Origin of the sequence: Nonomuraea sp. GTA35 (genome assembly GCF_041950525.1) — a bacterium.
Classification (GTDB): domain Bacteria; phylum Actinomycetota; class Actinomycetes; order Streptosporangiales; family Streptosporangiaceae; genus Nonomuraea.
This window is the reverse complement of record NZ_JBGNUV010000028.1, coordinates 1-19,749: the sequence shown is the minus strand read 5'-3', so window position 1 is coordinate 19,749 and position 19,749 is coordinate 1. Positions and strand designations below refer to the sequence as shown.

At 68.7% G+C, this 19,749-nt stretch carries 14 protein-coding genes; 5 read left to right on the top strand and 9 right to left on the bottom strand.

From position 1 onward, the window contains the following. Window positions 1–493: 493 nt before the first annotated feature. The gene (locus ACBJ32_RS56925) at window positions 494–1,873 is read left to right on the top strand and encodes a DUF4241 domain-containing protein (protein WP_375133967.1); all 1,380 of its coding nucleotides are present in this window, start codon (window positions 494–496) and stop codon (window positions 1,871–1,873) included. 312 nt (window positions 1,874–2,185) lie between these two features. Here ACBJ32_RS56925 and ACBJ32_RS56920 read toward each other — a convergent pair whose 3' ends face one another. After that, the gene (locus ACBJ32_RS56920; RefSeq protein WP_375133966.1) at window positions 2,186–3,151 is read right to left on the bottom strand and encodes a LuxR C-terminal-related transcriptional regulator; all 966 of its coding nucleotides are present in this window, start codon (window positions 3,149–3,151) and stop codon (window positions 2,186–2,188) included. Between the two features lie 181 nt (window positions 3,152–3,332). On the opposite strand from ACBJ32_RS56920, the gene ACBJ32_RS56915 reads away from it, so the two are divergent. Further along, window positions 3,333–7,211, top strand: coding sequence for a S8 family serine peptidase (locus ACBJ32_RS56915; protein ID WP_375133965.1), 3,879 nt, complete (start codon window positions 3,333–3,335; stop codon window positions 7,209–7,211). 187 nt (window positions 7,212–7,398) lie between these two features. Here ACBJ32_RS56915 and ACBJ32_RS56910 read toward each other — a convergent pair whose 3' ends face one another. The 4 genes from ACBJ32_RS56910 to ACBJ32_RS56895 all read right to left on the bottom strand — a co-directional run bounded on the left by ACBJ32_RS56910 (window position 7,399) and on the right by ACBJ32_RS56895 (window position 8,242). Further along, window positions 7,399–7,560 (bottom strand): hypothetical protein, encoded by a 162-nt coding sequence (locus ACBJ32_RS56910; RefSeq protein ID WP_375133964.1) that lies wholly within the window; start codon window positions 7,558–7,560, stop codon window positions 7,399–7,401. Further along, a complete protein-coding gene (locus ACBJ32_RS56905; RefSeq protein ID WP_375133963.1) occupies window positions 7,560–7,829 on the bottom strand; it encodes a hypothetical protein in 270 nt (89 codons plus the stop codon). The genes ACBJ32_RS56910 and ACBJ32_RS56905 overlap by 1 nt, the downstream gene beginning before the upstream one ends. 29 nt (window positions 7,830–7,858) lie before the next feature. Then, a complete protein-coding gene (locus ACBJ32_RS56900) occupies window positions 7,859–7,993 on the bottom strand; it encodes a hypothetical protein (protein WP_375133962.1) in 135 nt (44 codons plus the stop codon). 111 nt (window positions 7,994–8,104) lie between these two features. Next, window positions 8,105–8,242 carry a hypothetical protein gene (locus tag ACBJ32_RS56895; RefSeq protein ID WP_375133961.1) on the bottom strand — a complete coding sequence of 46 codons (138 nt, stop codon included), beginning with the start codon at window positions 8,240–8,242 and terminating at the stop codon, window positions 8,105–8,107. A gap of 436 nt (window positions 8,243–8,678) precedes the next feature. Between ACBJ32_RS56895 and ACBJ32_RS56890 the strand changes: the two genes are divergently transcribed. Together ACBJ32_RS56890 and ACBJ32_RS56885 are read left to right on the top strand one after the other, a co-directional pair. Continuing rightward, entirely contained in the window at window positions 8,679–9,023 is a 345-nt protein-coding gene (locus tag ACBJ32_RS56890) for a hypothetical protein (RefSeq protein ID WP_375133960.1), read from the top strand. Between the two features lie 48 nt (window positions 9,024–9,071). Beyond that, window positions 9,072–9,572, top strand: a complete 501-nt coding sequence (locus ACBJ32_RS56885; RefSeq protein WP_375133959.1) for an integrase core domain-containing protein — start codon at window positions 9,072–9,074, stop codon at window positions 9,570–9,572. Window positions 9,573–9,629: 57 nt separating this feature from the next. On the opposite strand, the gene ACBJ32_RS56880 is transcribed toward ACBJ32_RS56885, so the two are convergent. The 3 genes from ACBJ32_RS56880 to ACBJ32_RS56870 form a co-directional block, all read right to left on the bottom strand. Next, on the bottom strand, window positions 9,630–10,103 hold the full coding sequence (locus ACBJ32_RS56880) for a DUF4240 domain-containing protein (protein ID WP_375133958.1): 474 nt from the start codon (window positions 10,101–10,103) through the stop codon (window positions 9,630–9,632). 315 nt (window positions 10,104–10,418) lie between these two features. Further along, window positions 10,419–11,378: a hypothetical protein gene (locus ACBJ32_RS56875; RefSeq protein ID WP_375133957.1), complete on the bottom strand. Its 960-nt coding sequence runs from the start codon at window positions 11,376–11,378 to the stop codon at window positions 10,419–10,421. A gap of 1 nt (window position 11,379) precedes the next feature. Continuing rightward, entirely contained in the window at window positions 11,380–11,778 is a 399-nt protein-coding gene (locus ACBJ32_RS56870; RefSeq protein ID WP_375133956.1) for a hypothetical protein, read from the bottom strand. A gap of 88 nt (window positions 11,779–11,866) precedes the next feature. Here ACBJ32_RS56870 and ACBJ32_RS56865 point away from each other — a divergent pair, with 88 nt between their 5' ends. Continuing rightward, window positions 11,867–18,907 (top strand): CHAT domain-containing protein, encoded by a 7,041-nt coding sequence (locus ACBJ32_RS56865; protein ID WP_375133955.1) that lies wholly within the window; start codon window positions 11,867–11,869, stop codon window positions 18,905–18,907. 339 nt (window positions 18,908–19,246) lie between these two features. Here ACBJ32_RS56865 and ACBJ32_RS56860 read toward each other — a convergent pair whose 3' ends face one another. Beyond that, complete coding sequence (locus tag ACBJ32_RS56860) at window positions 19,247–19,576, bottom strand: pentapeptide repeat-containing protein (protein WP_375133954.1); 330 nt, start codon at window positions 19,574–19,576, stop codon at window positions 19,247–19,249. Window positions 19,577–19,749 lie beyond the last annotated feature (173 nt).

The following is a 19,749-nucleotide window of genomic DNA, read 5'->3' as shown; positions in this document are numbered from 1 at the left end:
CCCGCGAAATCCGCACCTAACAACAGTCGGATTAGAAGCAAGATCTTTAAGTGCCACCCCGTGCCGTTCGGTGACGTTCGTGCCGCGTCACCGCGTTTTTGCGTGTCAGGCGGTGCCAGGTCCTGAACATGCGTGACGGGGCGTACGAGCACGCACCGAGCACGTCGAACACCCTGATGTGGTCATTACGGGTGGCGCCACACACCGGATTCAAGGCCGCAGAGCACGCCGGCACTACATATAGACAACGATCCCTGCGCTCGGCACGTGCTCCAACATCCAAACGCTCCATCAAACGCCCCGCACAGCCTGAGCCGTGGCAGACCACGGGACACTCTTCAGCTTCTGCGGGTCAGTTCGGGCGGTCAGTTCTGTGAGGTCGACCGCGTTCACCAGTGCCTGAAGCTCGAGCCGCGTGCCGTTCGCTGTCGGTGCCGGTTGCTAGCGTGACGCCCGAAAAGATTCGATCACGCTGAACACGGGCGGAGATGGCATGATGACGGAGAACGTCAGCACGGTTGACGTCACGTACTGCGAGGGCTGGGATCCACAGATTCGTGCCGTCATCGCTCCGATATCGGAGACGGAGGCCCGTGGCAGGGACGCATCAGGTGAGCAGTACGCCGTCCTGCTGTCCGTCCAAGGAAGGCCGAAGGCATTGTTCCAGGTCGACTGGGGCCACGGTCATCTCGGGTTGTTCCTGTTCGATGAGTGCGAACGGCGTAACAGGGAGTGGGAATACCGGCAACTGGAGCCGGGACGGCTACACCTGATGCGCTACCAGGAGTGGCGCCACGCATCCGACGCCGACGTGGAGTTCCCTGAGCGTGGCTGGTGTTTCACGATGACCATCGATCCGGACGGACGCGCCAGACCGGCTCTGAGCGATGTCGGCGGTTCGCTTCACACCAGCGCGAGCGTCCCGGTTGAGCACCGTTCGGTGGCTAAGGCGGAGTTCGGCGCGTGGACGGCTTACGTCGATGCACGGATGCTCGGGCTGAGTGGCCCGATCACCCTGGTGCCGGCCCAGGAGCCCGTGGAAGCACCAGTTTCAGGCACGACGCCTCCCTGGTCGGCCCCGCTGCCGATGCGCCCCCGGAATCTTGAAGCGCTCTTCACTCCCGGAAGCCGCCTGGTCTCCGACGATGGGCGCGTCGCGTTGATCACTGAGCCCTCGCACGCGGGATGGCTCCACCTGCCCACCGGCTCGCTGATCGCGGCCGATCCCTACGTTCTGGGTGACTCCGGTCCCTTCACCGTCACCGTGGCACCTGGCGACTACGCCGTGCTGATCGCCTCGATGCGCTGGGAGGGGACGAACTGGGAAGGCGAAACCCCGGCCGCGATGGTGCGGATCCTCGACAAGCCGACCGCCAGCTGGGAGCTCGCGTTGCTGCCAGGACAAGACGTCCGGTTGCTCGACGCCGACGAGTTCTTCGGGTTCGGCGTGGATGCGGGGATGGGCTGCTTCCTCGACGCCTCGGGCCGCGACGAGTTCGAGAAGCTCATCGAAGAGTGGGAAGAGGAGTCCGACCAGGAAGTGGACCTCTTGGCCTCGGAGGTTCACGCCCCGCAGACCGGCACCAATCTGATCGCCTACCAGAGCGGCTTGGGCGACGGCAGCTACCCGGTGTGGATAGGCCGCAACGCTGACGGGGAAGTCACCTCGTTCGTGGCGGACATGCTCATCCTGAATGACGCCGACGCACTACCGCCCACGATGCCGTCAACAGCCGTCTGCCTGCCGCCGTTCACCCCAGTGACCGACGACCACCGCGAGGCACCCTTCACCAGTCCCAGCGCCACGGCCGACTTCATGGCGGCCCAGATCAGCTCCGTGGTGGATCTCTGGGCCGAACCCCGCCACTTCTAATCCTTCGGCGTCGCTGACGCGCGCCGAACGGATAGCTGCGCCGGCTGTACACCCGATTCCGCCAATGGCGAATTGGGCTTAAGCCCACCGCGTGAGACGCTTCAGGCCGTCTGCTCAGGCAGCGTGTGGAAGGTGGATCGCTCGATGCGTCCGGCTTGGATGAGCAAGGCGGCCTGGACCCGCCCGGCGATGGTGTTGTGCACCGTGTCGCCGGGTGCGGCCGCCAGCAGCTGCAGCTCTTCGACGCAGCTCGAGTCCGATGGGAGCCCTTCCCCGCGGCCGCCTCAGAGCACCGCGCCTCGAAGCCGGAGTTCAGATCCAGCCGCGGCGGGCGGCGGCGGCGCCGGCCTGGAAGCGGCTGGTGACGTTCAGTTTCTCCATGACGGAGGAGATGCGGCGGCGGGCGGTGCGCAGGCTGACGTTCAGGTTGCGGGCGATGGCCTGGTCGGTGAGGCCGGCGCCGAGCATGCCGACGACGAGTGTCTCGTCCTCGTTGAGTTCGCCGTCGCCGGACTCCTCGGGGCCGGGCAGCACGGGGCGGGCCGTCACCCAGTACGCCTCGAAGAGCGCGATCAGAACGTCCAGCATGGGTGAGCGCTGGATGACCGTGGCGACCATGATCTCGTTGTCGTCGTCGGCGAGCATCATGATGGCGATCCTGCGGTCGATGATCTTGAATTTGACCGGGAGGTCAGGCAGGGTGCGGGCCTGCTCTCCCAGGCGGGCCAGCTCCATGATGGTGGCCAGCCGGCCGGGAGGCTGCAGCGCGGCGGCGGAGTAGACGGCCCGGATCTCCACGCCCCGCTGGAGCATCGGCGCCTCCACGCCGATCTCGTCGAAGCCCGGCTGCCCCAGCGGCGCGGCGTACGGCGGCCTGTCGAAGGTCATGATGGAGCTGGTCGGGAGCTGATCCAGATGGGCGCTCTCATAGATCGCTTCGACGCCGACCAAGATCTCGAACGGCCCCGCTGGGTGCGCCTTCAGGTTGCCCAGGCGGAACTCGTCGACCAGTTCGCCGAGCGATCCGCGCACCTCGTCGAGGCCGGCGCGGCGGCGGTGGATGAGCATGTTGATCGAGGAGTCCGGGTGGACCGGCGCGTACGCGTCGCCCGACCGGCGGATCAACCCCAGCTCCTCCAGCTCGGCCAGCGCCCGGCCCAGTTTCCGCGGTCCCGCGTCCAGAACCCCGGCGAGTTCCGCGCGGGTGGTCGCGGCACGGCGCAGCACGGCGCGGTAGACCCTCTCCTCGAAGGGCCTGATCCCCAGTTCCTCGAGCAACGCCGGACCTCCCTGTCGCCACAAGACCTGTCCATATATGGCACCTGCCACTTCCGGTCACGGCGAACTCTAGACGAAGCCGACCTTGAACCGATTCACTCAGGTCGCAATAAAACGTGACATTCCCTCACGAGTAGTTAGGAGCTCGAGGGTGGCGCATAAACCAGCCTTACGGAGACGGATGACCGCGGCGGTGCTGACACCGCTGCTGGCACTCGCCGTGACGGCCACCACTCAAGCAGCGCACGCCGCGGCCCCGAAGAACCCCGGGAAGGCTCTCGGCCAACCCGTCACGACGACGATCACGCTGATCACCGGCGACTCGATCCGCTACACCCGGCACGGCGACGGCCGCGTCGCCACGGCCGTGACCCCTGCGCCCGGCCGCGAAAACATGATCTTCCACTCGCGCACCGGCGAGGACGGTCATCACTTCACGATCCCGGCCGACGCCCAGCGCGCGATCTCCTCGGGCCTGCTCGACGAGCGCCTGTTCGACCTCACGTACCTGGCCGAGAACGACTACGCCGACAGCGCGACCGGCGAACTGCCGGTGATCCTCCAGTACGAGCAGAAGGCCGGCATCAAGAAGGCGAAGGAGTTCGACGGCGCCGGCGACCCGAAGCGGCTGGCCAGCATCAACGCCGCCGCGGTGGAGGTGACCAAGAAGAAGGCCGGCGCCTTCTGGGCGGACGCCACCGGCCCGGACGCCGGCCTGGAGAAGATCTGGCTGGACGCCAAGGTCGAGGCGCTCGACGACGTCAGCAACGCGCAGATCGGCGCCCCGGCGGCCTGGGCCGCCGGGCTCGACGGCAAGGGCGTCAAGGTCGCCGTCATCGACACCGGCGTCGACGCCGCCCATCCGGACCTCGCAGGCAAGATCGTGAGTTCGCGGAACTTCGTCCCTGAAGGTGAGCCCGGCGGCGGAGCACCGGACGACGTCACCGACGGGCACGGCCACGGCACCCACGTGGCCTCCACCATCGCCGGCTCCGGTGCCGCCTCGGAGGGGCGGCACAAGGGCGTCGCGCCCGGCGCCGAGCTCGCCATCGCGAAGGCGCTGGACGACGAGGGCAGCGGCCCGACCTCGAGCATCATCGAGGCCATGGAGTGGGCGGCGGCCACCGAGGACGCCACGATCGTCAGCATGAGCCTCGGCGGCGCGTGGAGCGACGGCAAGGACCCGCTCAGCCAGGCGGTCAACGACCTGACGGAGGAGCACGGCACGCTCTTCGTCATCGCCGCGGGCAACGACGGCCCCAGCCCGGGCACCGTGTCCAGTCCGGGAGCGGCCGACGCGGCGCTGACCGTCGGCGCGGTCGACGCGCAGGACCAGATCGCCGAATTCTCCGGCCGCGGACCGCGGTGGGGCGACAAGGCGATAAAGCCCGAGATCACCGCTCCGGGCGTGGGCATCGTGGCGGCCCGCGCGGCGGGCACCTCGATGGGCTCGCCGGTGGACGACCGGTACACGGCGGCGTCGGGCACCTCGATGGCCACTCCGCACGTGGCCGCCGCGGCGGCGATCCTGGCGCAGCAGCACCCGGACTGGACGCCCGAGCGGCTCAAGAACACCCTGATCGGAAGCACCGCCCCCGTCGCCGGCACGGTCTTCGAGTACGGCTCCGGCCGCCTCGACGTGGCCCGCGCGGTGACCCAGCAGGTCTTCTCCGACACGCCGTCGATCTCCGGTGCCTTCACGTACCCGTACACCGGCCAGGGCCTGACGAAGACGGTCACGTACACCAACACCGGGACCGAGCCCGTCGATCTGGCGCTGAACCTGTCGATGAACGTGGTGGGCGGCGGCGCGGCCGAGCCCGGATTCGCCACCCTCGACAGGAACTCGGTCACCGTGCCGGCGGGCGGCACGGCGAGCGTGACGCTCACGTTCGACCCGACGATGGGCGTTCCGGCCACCTACAGCGGCCGACTCGAGGCGACCGGCGCGGCGCACCGCGTGGTGGTGCCGGTCAGCGCGACCAAGGGGGTCAAGGAGGCCACGCTGACGGTCCGCCTGCTCAGCCGCCCCGGTCTGCCGATCTATGAAGCTTCCCAGGGCACGTTCACCGCCATTCTGGTCAACGACACCGACCCGAACATGGCGCACGGGCCCCGCACCCACGTCAGCAACCAGTGGCGGCCCGGTTCTCAGCCGGACAGCTGGGAGCTGTCCCTGCCGGTGTCGGACGGCGGCGTCTACTACATCACGGCCGACCCGAGCTTCACCGAGCCCGGGCCCGCGGGACGCAACCACTCCGCCCTCCTCATCGAGCCCGAGTTCCAGGTCAACGGTGACACCACGCTGACGCTCGACCTCGCGGACACGATCCCCATCGCGCTCGAGACCGAGCGGCCCAGCGTGCCGGTCACAGCGAACCTCGACTACGGCCGCGTCACCGCGAGCGGCACCGTCTACGAGGGCGCGTCCATCTTCGGCTACGACAGTGCCGCGGCGAACACCATCTGGGTCACGCCGACGCAGGCGCCGGCGGTCGGGAAGGCGTGGTTCGCGATCGACCAGACCCTGATCGCGCCGCAGGCGACCCTTGAGGCGGGCAAGGAGACCCTCTACCCCCGCTACATGGGGGAACGCCACGACGACCACCCGAAGTTCGCGAGCGACCGGCGGCTGACCTTGGTGGGGCAGGACGTGCTGCGCTCCGGCGGCGACGTCCGCGACCGGCTCGTGCTCACCCGGCCGGACACGTGGCAGGAACTGATGGCCGACGCGCGGGCGGCCACGGCCGCGAGGGCGGCGGGACTGGTCACCGACTCGCGCTTCATCGGTCTGGGCGAATCCTGGGAGGAGATCTCCATCCCGGCGCTCCAGGTCACTCGCGAGGAGGCCGACCGGCTGGCGAAGGCCGGTCAGGTCACGGTCCGCGCCCAGGCGGAGGCGCCGTACGAGTACAAGCTCTTTCACGTCTTCCCCGACGGCGTCCCCGAATCGCTGACCATCGCGTCACAGGACGCCGATCTGGCCCGGCGGGAGGTCACCTACCACGCCGACTACCCCGCCGTCACCGGGACGTACGGCCCGATGGACGACGCCAAGGAGGTCAGCCACGTTTACCTGCCGTGGGAGTGGATCAGCGCGAGGTTGATGCACGGGTTCCCGAGCCGGACGAGCCGCACGGAGTACTACAGCGACTTGGGCCCGGACATGTTCTGGCTCCGCGAGTACATCTTCACCAACTCGGCCGAGAACTGGTCGTCGGTCGCGTGGGCCTACCACGGCTCGTTCGCCGCTTCCAGCACGGGCACGGAGTCCTGGAACGGGCTGAAGGTGCCGGGCGCCCGCCAGCCCGAGGCGGGGACGAGTCCCGAGGTCTACCGAGGCGAGTCCCTCCCGTGCGACAGCTGCCGGGCCGGCGACGTGCTGCGGTTCCGTTCGCTGGACGACATCAGTTTCGGCCAGTACCGCGAGGCCGACATCCCTGGCCACATCGTCCAGGAGTTCCCGCTGCCGGACGTGGAGGAGACCCACCTCTACGGTCCTGACGGGACGGAGATCCAGCCGGTGCGGGACGCGTTCGGCCTGGCCTCCTACGTGCTGCCGGCCGAGGCGGCGACGTACCGGGCGACCAGCACGTTCCGCACCGCCGACGTGGGACGGACGCACGGCACGAGGATCGACACCACCTGGACGTTCCGCTCGGAACGCCCGAGCGCCTCGACTGTCGCCGCCCCGATCGGCTGCCTGGAGCACATCGTCAGCGGCACCTCCGAGCCGTGCGCCTGGCAGCCGATGCTCATGCCGACCTACCAGCTCGGCCTGTCGCCGACGAACACCGCTCCGTCCGGCTCGCACGAGTTCACCGTCGGCGCCCAGTCCGGCGTGACCGCGGCCGGCCTCGCCGGCGCCCGCGCCTGGATCTCGCCGGACGACGGCAGCACCTGGTCGGAGGCCAAGGTCAAGAAGTCCGCGGAGAACACGTTCCAGGTGAAGGTCCACAACCCGAAGTCCGGCACCATCACCCTGAAGCTGGAGACCTGGGACACCACCGGTAACAAGGTCGAACAGATCATTCACGACGCGTACACCATCGCGTCATGACCGGCCGGTACGGGCTCACCACCGGTGAGCCCGTACCGAATGCCGTACGCCCAGGCGAGATCAGAGGACTCGCATTCGCGTACGGCAGCCGCCGCACCAGATAGGCCACCGACCAGCAGAGCGGGAGAGCCAGCGCCATCGCCAGCGCGAACTTGGCGATCGCCGGCGCCTCCAGCCACCGCAGCCCTCAGCCGACCGCGACCAGCACGACGGGGTGGATGACGTACACGGTGAAGGCGTGCTCGGCGAGGAACCGCCCGCGCGGCCCTTGCGCGTTGTGCCGCTCCCGGAAGGTCACCGTCAGCCCGATGATCATGCTGACCGCGAAGACCGACTCCCGGAGCGCCATCAGCGACGAGGAGACCAGCCCGGTGGGTCAGGAAGCGACGCCGGCAGCAGCACCACGCTCGACACGAATGCGGCGCAGAAGGCGGGAAGCCACGCCCGGGCCGGCAGCAGGTCGAACCAGCCGCGCCGGTGGGCGACGCAGCCGAGCGCGAACACGATCAGCACCTCGGCGAACCACATGGGACCCGGGTCCCAGGAGGCGAAGGAGAACTCCAGGTACGGCCCGCCGGGGTACCCGCCGAAGTTGATCAGTAGCCGGAGCAGCACCACGAAGGCCAGCAGCGGGATGCCCAGCCGGATCAGCCGGTGAAGGGGAGCCAGCCGACGCGGCCGTGGGGGGTGCCGCCGGCGGTGATGCAGTCGGCGACGGCGCGCTCCAGGCAGGTGCGGCGGGGCAGGTCCTGGGCGTCGGCGCCGTACACGAACTCCAGCATCTCTGCGCCTGCCGAAAATTACATCCGCCCAGCTCATGACCCTGTGAGGCCTTCACGTGGCGGCGCGAACTCAGGGCCACCCGGGGGATGGAAACGCGTGCGACAGGATGATCAGTCGTGCTCCTTCGCCTGGCTTACCTCACCGTCACGAACACGTTCGCCGCGCTGCGGTTGCTGCCCCTGAGCGATCGGGACAAGGACGTGGAGGTACTCGCCCTGCGCCACCAGATCGCCGTCCTTGAACGCCAACTCGGCGCCGACACCAGAGCCAGATTCGCGTCCGAGGACCGGGCCTTTCTCTCCGCGCTTCTGACCTCACTGCCGCGTGAGGTTCTGCGCCGGCTGCGGCTTCTCGTCCGGCCGGACACCGTCCTGCGCTGGCACCGCGACCTGATGAGACGTCGTCACGCCCGTACCTGCCAGCCGAACCGACGTGGGCGCCGACCCACGGTCCGCTCCATCCGCGCCCTCATCCTGTGTCTGGTTCGGGAGAACCCGCCTGGGGCTATCGGCGGGTACACGGTGAGCTCGCCACACTCGGCATCAAGGTCGCGCCGTCCACAGTCTGGGAGATCCTCAAGCAAGAAGGCATTGATCCAGCACCCCAGCAGGCGCGTTCGCGTACTGGGCACCACCGCTCACCCGACCGCCGACTGGGTGATCCAGACGATCAGGAACCCTCGTGATGGACCTGGAAGACGCAGGCTGCCAAGCACGTTTTCTGATCCGAGACCGGGATGGGAAATTCCCCATCCTCATGGACGGAATCCTTGCCGATGCAGGCATCCAGAGCGTACTCACCGGCATCCGGATGCCACGCATGAATTCCATATGGAGCGGTGGGTGCAATCCTGCCGCCACGAACTCCTCGATCGCTGCCTCCTGTGGAACGAACACCACCTGCGGCACGCTCTTCGCGAGTACGATCACTTCTACAACCGGCACCGAGCCCACCAAGCCCTGGGCCAAGCGGCTCCGCAACGCGCCGTCCCTGATCCGATCACGGATCCCGAGCAAATTGTCGACCTGAGCATACGACGACGAGACCGGCTCGGCGGCATCCTCCACGAATACTCACATGCCGCTTGACCTGCACGGATGGAATTATCGGCAGGCGCAGGCATGGACGGTGCAACAGGCCCGCCACCTGGTCATGGACCTGGGTGGCCGCGTTGTCGAGTTGCGGTTCTTGATCCACGATCGGGACCCGCTCTTCACCTCTGCCTTTCGTGAGGTCTTCACAGCTGAAGGGCTACGGACCATCACCACGCTGCCGCGGACGCCGAGGATGAACGCCATCTGCGAGCGGGTTATCGGCACCCTGCGCCGCGAGTTCCTGGACCGCATCCTGATCCTCAACGAGCGCCACCTGACCGTCGTGCTCCAGAAGTATCAGATCCACTACAACGGGCACCTACCGCACCAGTCCCGAAACCAACGCCATCCGGATGTCACAACGCGACCTGCCCGGCACATGACCGGCCTCAACGACCTACAATTCATTCGCCGAAAGCCACATCGCTACAGGCACAATCAACGAATACCACCACGCCGCGTAACCGCAGCTCAGACCACGTAACTCAATATTCGAGCGGCACACCGTCGAAACTTATAACAGCTAAAAAGTTGCGGCGAATCAGGCATTCAGGTCGCTTAGATACCTGTAGATGCGCGGTAGGCGCCACTGCGCATCCTCGTTATCGTCCCAATACTCACCTCTGGGGCGGAACGGCTCCCGAATTTCTACACCCCTTGCCTCGACTGCCTCCCAGAGAGTGATCGCCTCTTTGCTGGTCGCCCGCTTATACGCGTCGATCGAGACATATCCTAGCGTTTCGAAATTAACAGATAGTTCTTCCGGAAGCACACCTACCGAGTGACGATACTGGACGCGCTCGCGAACTGCCGACACCTCAATGAGGTTGTCGGGATTCTCCATGGCAGCTTCATATACTTGCCTACCCAGGCTTATGAGCCGCCTGACGAAATATTGGAAGCGATTGCCGGAGGTGATGCCGAACAGAAGTCCTGCCGCACCGAACAACTCCCATGTCTCGGCACGCTTCTCACACAAGAACATCCACATATGGAAATCGATAATCTCTTCCAAAGGCCTAACGACTAGCTGATCTCCAACCATTTCACCCGATCAGCCTTTGTCTGCTCTTCGATACCGGACACCTCGATCATCGTCCAGAAGGCATTCTCGTCCATGCTGTGATACTGCTTCACAGTTATTTCCTCGTCGCACTACCCACTGATGACATGATGATACGTCAGGGCGTAGCCAATGACGCCCTGACGCATTGCTAAATCCGATTCTTCGCCCGGCACCTGGGTGGCCCGGGCACGGCGAGCAGCTCGTGACGTCGACATGAGCGGTGGACGTCAGGGGGCCGTCGCTGAAGCCGGTCGCGACGGAGCATCAGCGGCCCGGTGCGGCGGTGATCTGTCCTGTCTGCAGGAGGTGCGTCAGCTGCGCGCCTACCTGCCGGGTCAGCGGACCTGATAGGTCGAGGCCGAGGTGACGGGCCAGGTCCGGGGTGTGGAGCCGGGCGGCGGCCTCCACTAGCGTGGCGTAGGCGTTCGTGGCCGTCCGGGCGCGGCGCCAGGCGGTGAGGAGGATGACGGCGGCGAGTGGCAGTCCCGGCCACCACAGGGCGCCGACGGCGAGGTAGAGCAGGCCCCAGCCGGCGAGGGTGGTGGCGCGGCTGAGGGCGTCGCGGGTGGCGGTCACCTCGGTGCGGATGACGTCCGGGACGTAGAGCCACACGTACGGCCATAAGGTGGCCAGATCCAGGGCGAAGTCACGGTCGAGCCTGATGGCGACGGCGGCCAGACGGTCGCCCATCCAGGTCGGGCGCTCGGGCAGTTCGTGGGCGATCCGGACGAGGGAGCCATACGCGGCCTCCAAGCCGTCCCCTGTCTGGGGCGGCCTGCCGCCTGCGCGGTGGGCGCGGGCCAGGGCGGCGGCGCTCTCCTCGCGGCGCTGGGCGTAGCGGTCGCTCGCGGCCTGCCAGCTAGCGCGGCGGCGCGCGACGAGCGACCCGGCGAGGCGGCGGCCGGGTAGGGGCCACCGCTGCCAGTCGGCCGCCAGCCACAGCCGTTCGATCAGGGACCCGGCGGCCTGCGCGATCACGCCGGCGGCCGCTGAGGCCAGCAGCAGGGCAAGCAGGACGATCGCCGTCCGGCCGGCGGAGCCCGACTGGGCCGCGCCGGCGAGTCCGTCGATTCGGCGGCTCAGCAGGTCCATGGCGAAGGGGTGCGCGTGGCCCATCGTCCGCGCGGCGGCCAGGACCGCCAGGTAGAGGGCGCCCGGTAGAACGAGTAACGTCAGCCAGCGTTCCGCGATCTTCTTCCCGAGTTCTGCCAGCAGTCCGCCCATTTCACAGCCGCTCCGGCACCATGGGCGCGCTGTCGATGGCGCAGACCGGCGGCGAGGCGGCCGGATCGAACCAGGCGTAGCGGGTGCACCGGCGGCCCGGGCAAAGGTAGAGGGTGTGCTTCGGGCGGGCGAGGCCGAAGTCGCTGAGGGCCTTCGGGAGGGCGCTGCGTACGTGGCCGTACACGCCCAGCGCGTCGCCGCCGGACTGGAGTGCGTCGTGCAACGTACGGATGAGGTCGTTCACCTCGGCGTCGGCGCGCACCGCGGCAAGCAGCCGGTCCAGCGGGCCGGTGTCGCCGGCCTGCTCCAGCTGCCAGCGGATGTCGGCGAGGTGTTCGCACACGTACTCGATCGCCTCGCTCAGCGGGTCTGCGCCTGCCGCTGCCTGGTTCTCCTCCATCGGATCACCGTATCCGCTGTCTGCTCTATCGAGGCGGCAGATGCCCGGCTAAAGTCACTCGCAGTACGCCAGAGGGGACGTTGTGGCCATGGAACAGGTCGCTGCGGTACAGGCGCATCTCCAACGCATCGCCGAGACCCAGGATCCGGCCCACGCGCTGTCACCCAACGTCCTCTCCGACGCCGCCATATTGGCGGACGTACCGGACGGCGGGATCGCCGCCGTGCACGCGCTCGGCTGGTTGTACTGGTACCAGCATCTGGCCCTGCCGGAGAAGGAGGGCGAGGAGATCCTCGACAGGGCGATCGCGCTGCTCGCCCAATGCCTGCTCGCAGGTCTCGAACCGCTTCCCGAACCACTCCTTGCCCGCCTCGCGCAGGCGGCGGACCCCGCGGCGACCGCGCTGCTGGAGCAGGCGGCCGCGCCCGACCCCGGCGTCGCCCGGGCGGCCGCCGACGCCTGGCGGCGCGTCGCCGACGCCACCCCGCGCGACGACTTGTACCGGGCGTACCGCCTGACCATGTACGGCATCACCCTGCATCGCCTGTTCGAGACGACCGGGGAGCACGAGCCTCTGGAGGCCGCCGTCGAGGCGTACCGCGAGGCCGTTGACGCCGCCATGGAGAACGATCTCGAACCGGCGGACCACTACTTCCATCTCGGCCACGCGCTGCACACCCGATTCCATCAGTACGGTGCCCTGGAAGATCTGCACGGCGCCGCCGACGCGATGCGGCAGGCCCTCGACTCCTTGCCGGAGGACGAAGCCATCCCGCCGCACTGGCCGCAGGCCATGGCGACCGTGAGAGCAGCGCTGTTCGAGCTCACCGGCTCGCCTGACGATCTCGACGCGCTCATCGAAGTGCAGCGGCTGGCCGTCGCCGCCATGGCGGCCGGCGATCCCGAACGGCCGGAGTGGCTGCTCGGCATCGGCGCGGGACTGCGGGAGCGGTACGACCGCGCCGGCGATCCGGCGGACCTCGACGAGGCGATTGAGGTGACGGGGCAGGCCCTCTCGGCCACTTCTGTCGATGACCCGGATCGGGGCGTCCGGCAGTTTCACCTCGCATCCCTGCTGTACCAACGTTTCGAGCTCAACAGGGCCTTCGAGGACCTGGACGACGCTATCGGAGGGATCAGCCGATCCGTTGCCTGGACCTCGGTGGACGCCCCGTACCGGAACGCGATGCAGACGGCACTCGCAACGGCCGCCTTCCAAGGGTTCCTGGTCTCCGGGTCGCCGGCTCACCTCGACATCGCCGTCGACGCCGGCCGCGACGCCGCCGCGAGCATCGCCAGGGACGACCCGGAGGTCGTCGCCCTCCTGGCGAACCTCACCGGCGCCCTGCGCAACCGCTACGACCTTACCGGCGCGAGGCAGGATCTGGACGACGCCGTCGAGGCGGGCAGGCGGGCCGTCGCGCTCGCTCCCGGTGACGATCCCGCCCGGCCGGGTGCCCTGTTCCATCTCGGCGTCGCGCTGCACCTCCGGTTCGCGCGCGACGGCTCGGCCGACGACCTGGCGGCCTCCGTGGACTGCCTGGAGCGCGCCGTCACCGCCGCTGAAGGGCATGATGTCCAGGGCATGTACGCGTCGAGCCTGGGTCTCGCGCTGCGCAGCCGCTTCGAGCGTACGGGCGTGCCGGCCGACCTGGAAGCGGCGCTCGATGCCGGGCGGCTGTCCGTGGACCTCACGGCGCACGGCCCGGATCGGGCCATGTGCCTGGCCAACCTCGGCGACTCCCTGCACGAGCGCTACCGGCACGGCGGCGTACGCGCCGATCTGGACGCGGCCATCGACCTCACCGAGCAGGCCCTGGGTCTGGCCCCCGCGAACCATCCGCGGCCGGCAGGTCACTTGGCGGGGCTCGGCTCCCGCCTGCTCACGCGATACGAACTCGACACCGACCGCCGAGATCTCGAAGCCGCGCTCGACGCGCTGGAGCAGGCCGTGGCGAACTACCCCGCCAGGCATCCCGACCGGCCCGGGGCACTGTCCAATCTGAGCACCGCCTTGCGCAGCCGGTTCGAACGCACAGGGGACCCGGCCGACCTCGACGCCGCCATCGACGCGGGACAGCAGGCCGCCGCGGCCCTGCCCGACAACCACCCGGACCGCGCGAGCTTCCTGGCCAACCTCAGCTTCGCCGTACGCAGAAGGCTCCAGTTCACAGGGACGGACGCCGAGTTGGACACCGCGATCGATGCCGGGCACCGCACGCTGGCAGCCCTGCGGACCGATACCCCTGAACGGGCGGGCCTGCTGCTCGATCTCGGCACCGCGCTGTGGAGACGGTTCAAGACCGCCGACGCCGCAGCCGACCTGGATGGCGTGATCCTCAGCTGGGGGGAGGCCGAGAAGAGCACCGCGGCCGACGATCCTGGACGTGCCGGCGGCCTGTCCAATCTTGGCGTCGCGCTGAGGCGGCGCTTCCAGCGTACGGGGGCAGCGCAGGACCTGAACGCCTCGATCGACGCCCTCAAGCAAGCTGTGACCGTGGCCCCCGCCGATCATCCCGATCGAGCGACGTTCCTGGCGAACCTGGGGGTGTCGCTGGCGCTACGTGCGGAACTCGACGAGCCGGCCGACACGGACGCGACCGCATGGACGGACGGGGCGGAGCCCGACGAATCGCATCTGGTGACGGCCCTCTACGGGCTCGCCGCCGCGTCGCAGGACCAGTTCGAGAAGACCGGTACCCAAGAGGACGTGGATCTGGCGGTCGAGGCCGCGCAGCAGGCTCTGGACCTCGCCTGCGACGATCACCCCGATAGGCCCGGCATCCAGGTGAACCTCAGCGCCGCACTGCTCAAGCGGTACGAACTTACCGACGTGCCGGCGGATCTGGATGCCGCCTTCCACGCCGCGGAGCAGGCGGTCGATCTCTCCTCGAACGATCAGCACATGCGAGCCGGCGCGCTCTCCAACCTCAGCGCCATCCTGCGCAGACGGTTCGAGCGCACGGCCGTCCCGGCCGACTTGGACGCCGCCATCACGGCCGGGCAGCAGGCCATGGACGTCGCGCCGGCGGACTACGACAACCTGGCCGCCATCGCGTTCAACCTCGGCACCGCCCTGCTCGCGCGGTTCGGTCTCAGCGAGGACCCGGCGGATCTGGACAGCGCCATCAGATTCTGGCGGCAGGCCGCCGGCATCGACGGCCCCGATCGGGTGATGATGCTGGTCCATCTCTGCGCCGCTCTCCAGGCACGGGCCGCGTCCGGCTCGCCCGCGGACCTGAGCGCTGTGGCCCTTGCCTGGGGGGAGACCGTGGACGCCGTCGATGATGAGGATCCGCGCCGGCCGTCAATGTTGTCACGGCTCTGCGGCGCGCTGCTGGCGCTGTTCGAGCGCACGGGAGCGCTCGAAGACCTGGAGACGGCCATCCGGGCCGGCTGGCAGGCGGTGGATGGTGCGACGGATGCCGACCGGGCGAATTACCAGTCGAACCTCGGCCACGCGCTGCGGCTGCGCTTCCAGGCAACCGGCCGGATGCCCGACCTGGATCTCGCCGTGGGCCTGCTCGAGCAGGCCATGGCCGCCACTGCCTCCGCAGATCCGGCCCGGGCGAGCCATCTGGTCAATCTCGGCGCAGCCCTGTTGGTGCGGTTCCACCACACGGGTTCACCGGCCGATCTGGACGCGGCCATCGCCACGACCGAACAAGCCGTCGACGCCGGCGCCGACCACGCCGTACAGGCCGAGGCCCTGTGCAACCTCGGTCTCGCCTTACGCGACCGATACGAGCTCACCGGAGCGGTAGAGGATCTGGACGCCTCCATCCAGACCGGGCGGGGAGCCGTGGATGCCACTCCCGCCGGCGATCCAGGCCGGGCCGGGACGCTGTCCAACCTTTGCGGCAGCCTGCTGACGCGCTTCGAGCGAACAGGAACGCCCGAGGACCTGGACGCCGCGATCGAGATGGGACGGCAGGCCGTCGACACCACGCCTGCCGGTCATCCTGACAGACCGGGTTACCTGACCAATTTCGCCTCCGCCTTGCAGGCACGATTCGAGCACAGCGACGCCCCCGAAGACCTGGACGCCCTGATCGAGGCCAAACAGCAGATCGTGGCCGCCACTCCGGCCGGGCAGCCGGACGGCGCCGCAGGCCTGGCGAGCCTCTGCTCCGCCCTTCAGTTCCGGTCCGCGCGCACCGGTTCGCTGCCCGATCTGGACGCCGCCATCAAGGCCGGGCGACAGGCCGTGGCCACCGTGGCCGCCGACCACCCTCACCGAGCTGATTACCTGGCCGACCTCGGCGCCGCCCTGCGCACCAGGTTCGCGTTCGCGGGTTCGCTGCCCGATCTGGACACCGCCATCCGCCTGATCGAGCAGGCGTTGGCCGCCACTCCCGCCGGCCGTCCCGCCTCCGCCAAGCACCTGTCCCTCCTGAGCAGCGCATTGTCCACACGGTTCGCCAGCACGGGTTCGATGCACGATCTGAACGCCGCGATCGAGGCGGGGCAGCAGGCCGTGTCCGCCGCGCCTGCCGATGATCCCGATCGGCCGGGTTACCTGTCGCTGCTCGGCCTCGCGTTCTGGCAACGATTCGAGCGCCTTGCCAAGCAGCCGGATCTGGATGCCGCCATCGACATCGGGCGGCAGGCCGTGGCGGACGTCACCGCGGCAGACAAGCGCAATCTGGCGCTTTCCCTGTCCAATCTCGGCATCGCCCTGCAGGCACGGTTCGGGCGCACCGGCGCGCTGGCGGACCTCAACTCTGCGATCGAGACCATCGAACAGGCCGTGGACGTCACTCCCGCGGGCCATCCCCGGCGGGTGATATTCCTGTTCAACCTCGGCTTCGCGCTGTACGTACGGTTCATGCACGGCGGCGCGCTGACGGACCTCAACTCCGCCATCAAGATCGGGCGGCAGGCCGTCAACGCCACGCCCGCCGGCCACCCCGACCGGGCCCTCTATCTGACCGGCCTCGGCAGCGCCCTGTCCACCCGGTTCAGCCGCACCGGCGCACCAGCCGATCTGGACGCCGCCGTCGAAGCTCTCGAACAGGCCGCCGCCGCCACCCCGACCGCTCATCCCGACCGGGCGATGTCCCTGTCCAACCTCGGTGGTGTCCTGCTTCAGAGGTACGAGCACACCGAGGTACCGGCAGACCTCGACGCCGCCATCAAGACCCTCGAACAGGCCGTGGCCATCGCTCCGGCCGACCTCCCCACCCGGCCCAAATACCTGCACAACTTGGGTGCGGCCCGGGAGACCCGGTTCGAACGCTCCGGACAGCAGGCGGACCTCGATGCGGCCATCTCCGCCCGGCAGCAGGCGGTGGACACGAGCCTGGCCGACCACCCCGACCGGGTGACCTTCCTGCACAATCTCGGGATCGCGCTGATGATGCGGTTGGAGCGCACCGGAGAGGGCTTGACTGCGGCATCAGATGCCCTTGAAGGCGCAGTGGAGGTGACCGCGGGCGAGCCGTCGACCCGGATCCGCGCGGCCAGGGCAGCCGCGAGGCTGGCTGTCCTGATGGCGCAGCCCGGCCGCGCAGCGGACCTGATGGAGACCGCGGTACGCTTGCTGCCGCAGGTCGCGCCGCGCCAACTCCGTCGCAGTGACCAGCAGCACGCCCTGGGGGGATTCGCCGGCCTCGCCAGCGATGCCGCAGCCCAGATCCTCGCCGCAGATGGCCAGGCGGGACCGGAACGGAACAGCGCGGCTCGGGCGCTGCGACTGCTGGAAGCCGGCCGTGCCCTCCTGCTCACCCAGGCGCTGGAGACGCGCAGCGACCTCACCGAGCTCCGGACGCGCCAACCCCGGTTGGCGGCTCGGTTCGTCGAACTGCGCGACCGGCTCGACACCGCCGACCCCGCCCTCGTCCCCATGAGCGCGACCACGACGCCGCTCGACCACCAGGACGGCAGCGACCGTCACCGCCTGGTCTCCGAACTGGAGGCGACCGTCAGGGAGATCCGCACGTGTGACGGTTTCGCCTCGTTCTTGCTCCCGCCGACGACCGAGGAACTCACCGAGGAGGCGAGGCAGGGGCCGATCGTCGCGTTCAACACCTCTGACCTGCGCAGCGACGCCCTGCTGCTGACCACGCAGGGCATCACCCACCTCCACCTTCCCGAGCTCGCCGTCCGTCCCCTGATCGACAAGGTCAACGCCTTCCACCACGCGCTGACGGTCACCCGGAACCCGCGCGTCACCGGAAGGCGGCGGATGGAGGCTCAGGCCGTTCTCCACGACATCCTGGAATGGCTGTGGGACGCCGCCGCCGAACCAGTCCTGCTCGCGCTCGGCCATGACGGGCCGCACGTCCAGGGAACGCCATGGCCACGGGTGTGGTGGATCCCCGGCGGGACACTCGGCCTGCTGCCCCTGCACGCCGCCGGCCACCACCGTCCGACGGCGGGGAAGCGAGGTGACCGTACGGTCATGGACCGCGTCATCTCCTCCTACACTCCCACCGTCCGCGCTCTGCGGCATGCCCGGACGTCGGCGCCCACCTCCTCCACGCCCGCAAGAAGCCTGATCGTCGCGATGCCCACCACCCCCGGCGAGAACCCACTGCCGTACGCCGCCAACGAGGCCGCGCTGCTGAGCACCCGGCTTCCCGGCGCCCTCCGGTTCGTCGAGCCGGACCCGCACGAGCGCTCCCCGGCACGCCACGGTGACCGAGCCCCCGTCCGGGCCGAGGTGCTCTCCGGCCTTTCCGAATGCTCGATCGCGCACTTCGCCTGCCACGCCATGAGCGACCCCGCCGAGCCCTCCCTCAGCCGGCTCCTGCTTCACGACCACGCCACCGCCCCGCTGACGGTGGCCAGCCTCGCCCCCGTCAATCTCGACCGTGCCGAACTGGCCTACCTGTCGGCCTGCAGCACCTCACTCACCAGCCATCCCACGCTGCGCGACGAAGCCATCCACCTCGCCTCCGCCTTCCAGCTCGCCGGGTTCCGGCATGTGGTGGGCACTCTGTGGGAGATCAACGACGCCATCGCGGTGGACGTGGCCGACGCCTTCTACACCGCTTTGCGCACGGAGACCGGCGCTCTCGACACCGGCCGCTCCGCCCACGCCCTCCACCGTGCCGTCCATACGCTGCGCGACCGGCTCCGGGCCGCCCCCTCACTGTGGGCCTCCTACCTTCATGCGGGCGCCTGACACGCCGGGCTGGGCAACGGGCGCACGCACATACAGCTCGTACCGGCCTGCGTGCTCGGCCCGCAGCGTGGCCGCACCCTGGCCGACGCGCACCGAACCGGCCGACCGACTTCTATCGGTCAGTGACCGTAACTTCAGCCCGAGCTCCAGTGTCGTTTTCGGAAGTCGTCTGCATGGACGCGCGAAGTGGTCCGCACGCCCGAAGCGTGCAGTGCCTGCCGATCGACTCAATTCGGCTTACGCCGGAGCTAAAGTGGCTGCGTACCGCAGGTCGCCGCCTCGGCCATGAACGTCTATCCGAAGATGTGGCCGAAGCTCTGCGAGCGACCTGATTGCGACTCAGAACTTGGTTGTTTTGTCTATCTTTGCGACTTTGCGAATCTCTTCCGGCGTGATACCCCTGACGTTTCTCAGGTCCGCGCCTCTCAGGTCCGTGCCTCTCAGGTCCGCGAGTCCCGACTGCGCGCCGTTCAGGTTCGCGCCTCTCAGGTCCGCGCCGAACAGGTCCGTGTAGGTCAGCTCCGCGTGGGACAGGTCTGCACGTCTCAGGTCCGCGCCACCCAAGTCCACGCCGAACAGCTCCGCGTAGCGCAGGTTCGCGCCGTTCAGGTCGGCGCCGTTCAGATGCGCATATTGCCAATCTGCAAACCCAAAGCGAGCAGCGATCAAAGGCGATACCTCCGCCGCCCTGAGAGGGCGGTCTGCGGGTCGATGCCCCTGATGTCATAGTGTGATCGAGTGAATCTGTAGCGTTATGCCTGCCTGGTGGGCGTGGACGTGTTGAGATGGCCGGGTGAGTGAACGCAAGCCGTACGCGACGGACTTATCCGATGAGCGGTGGG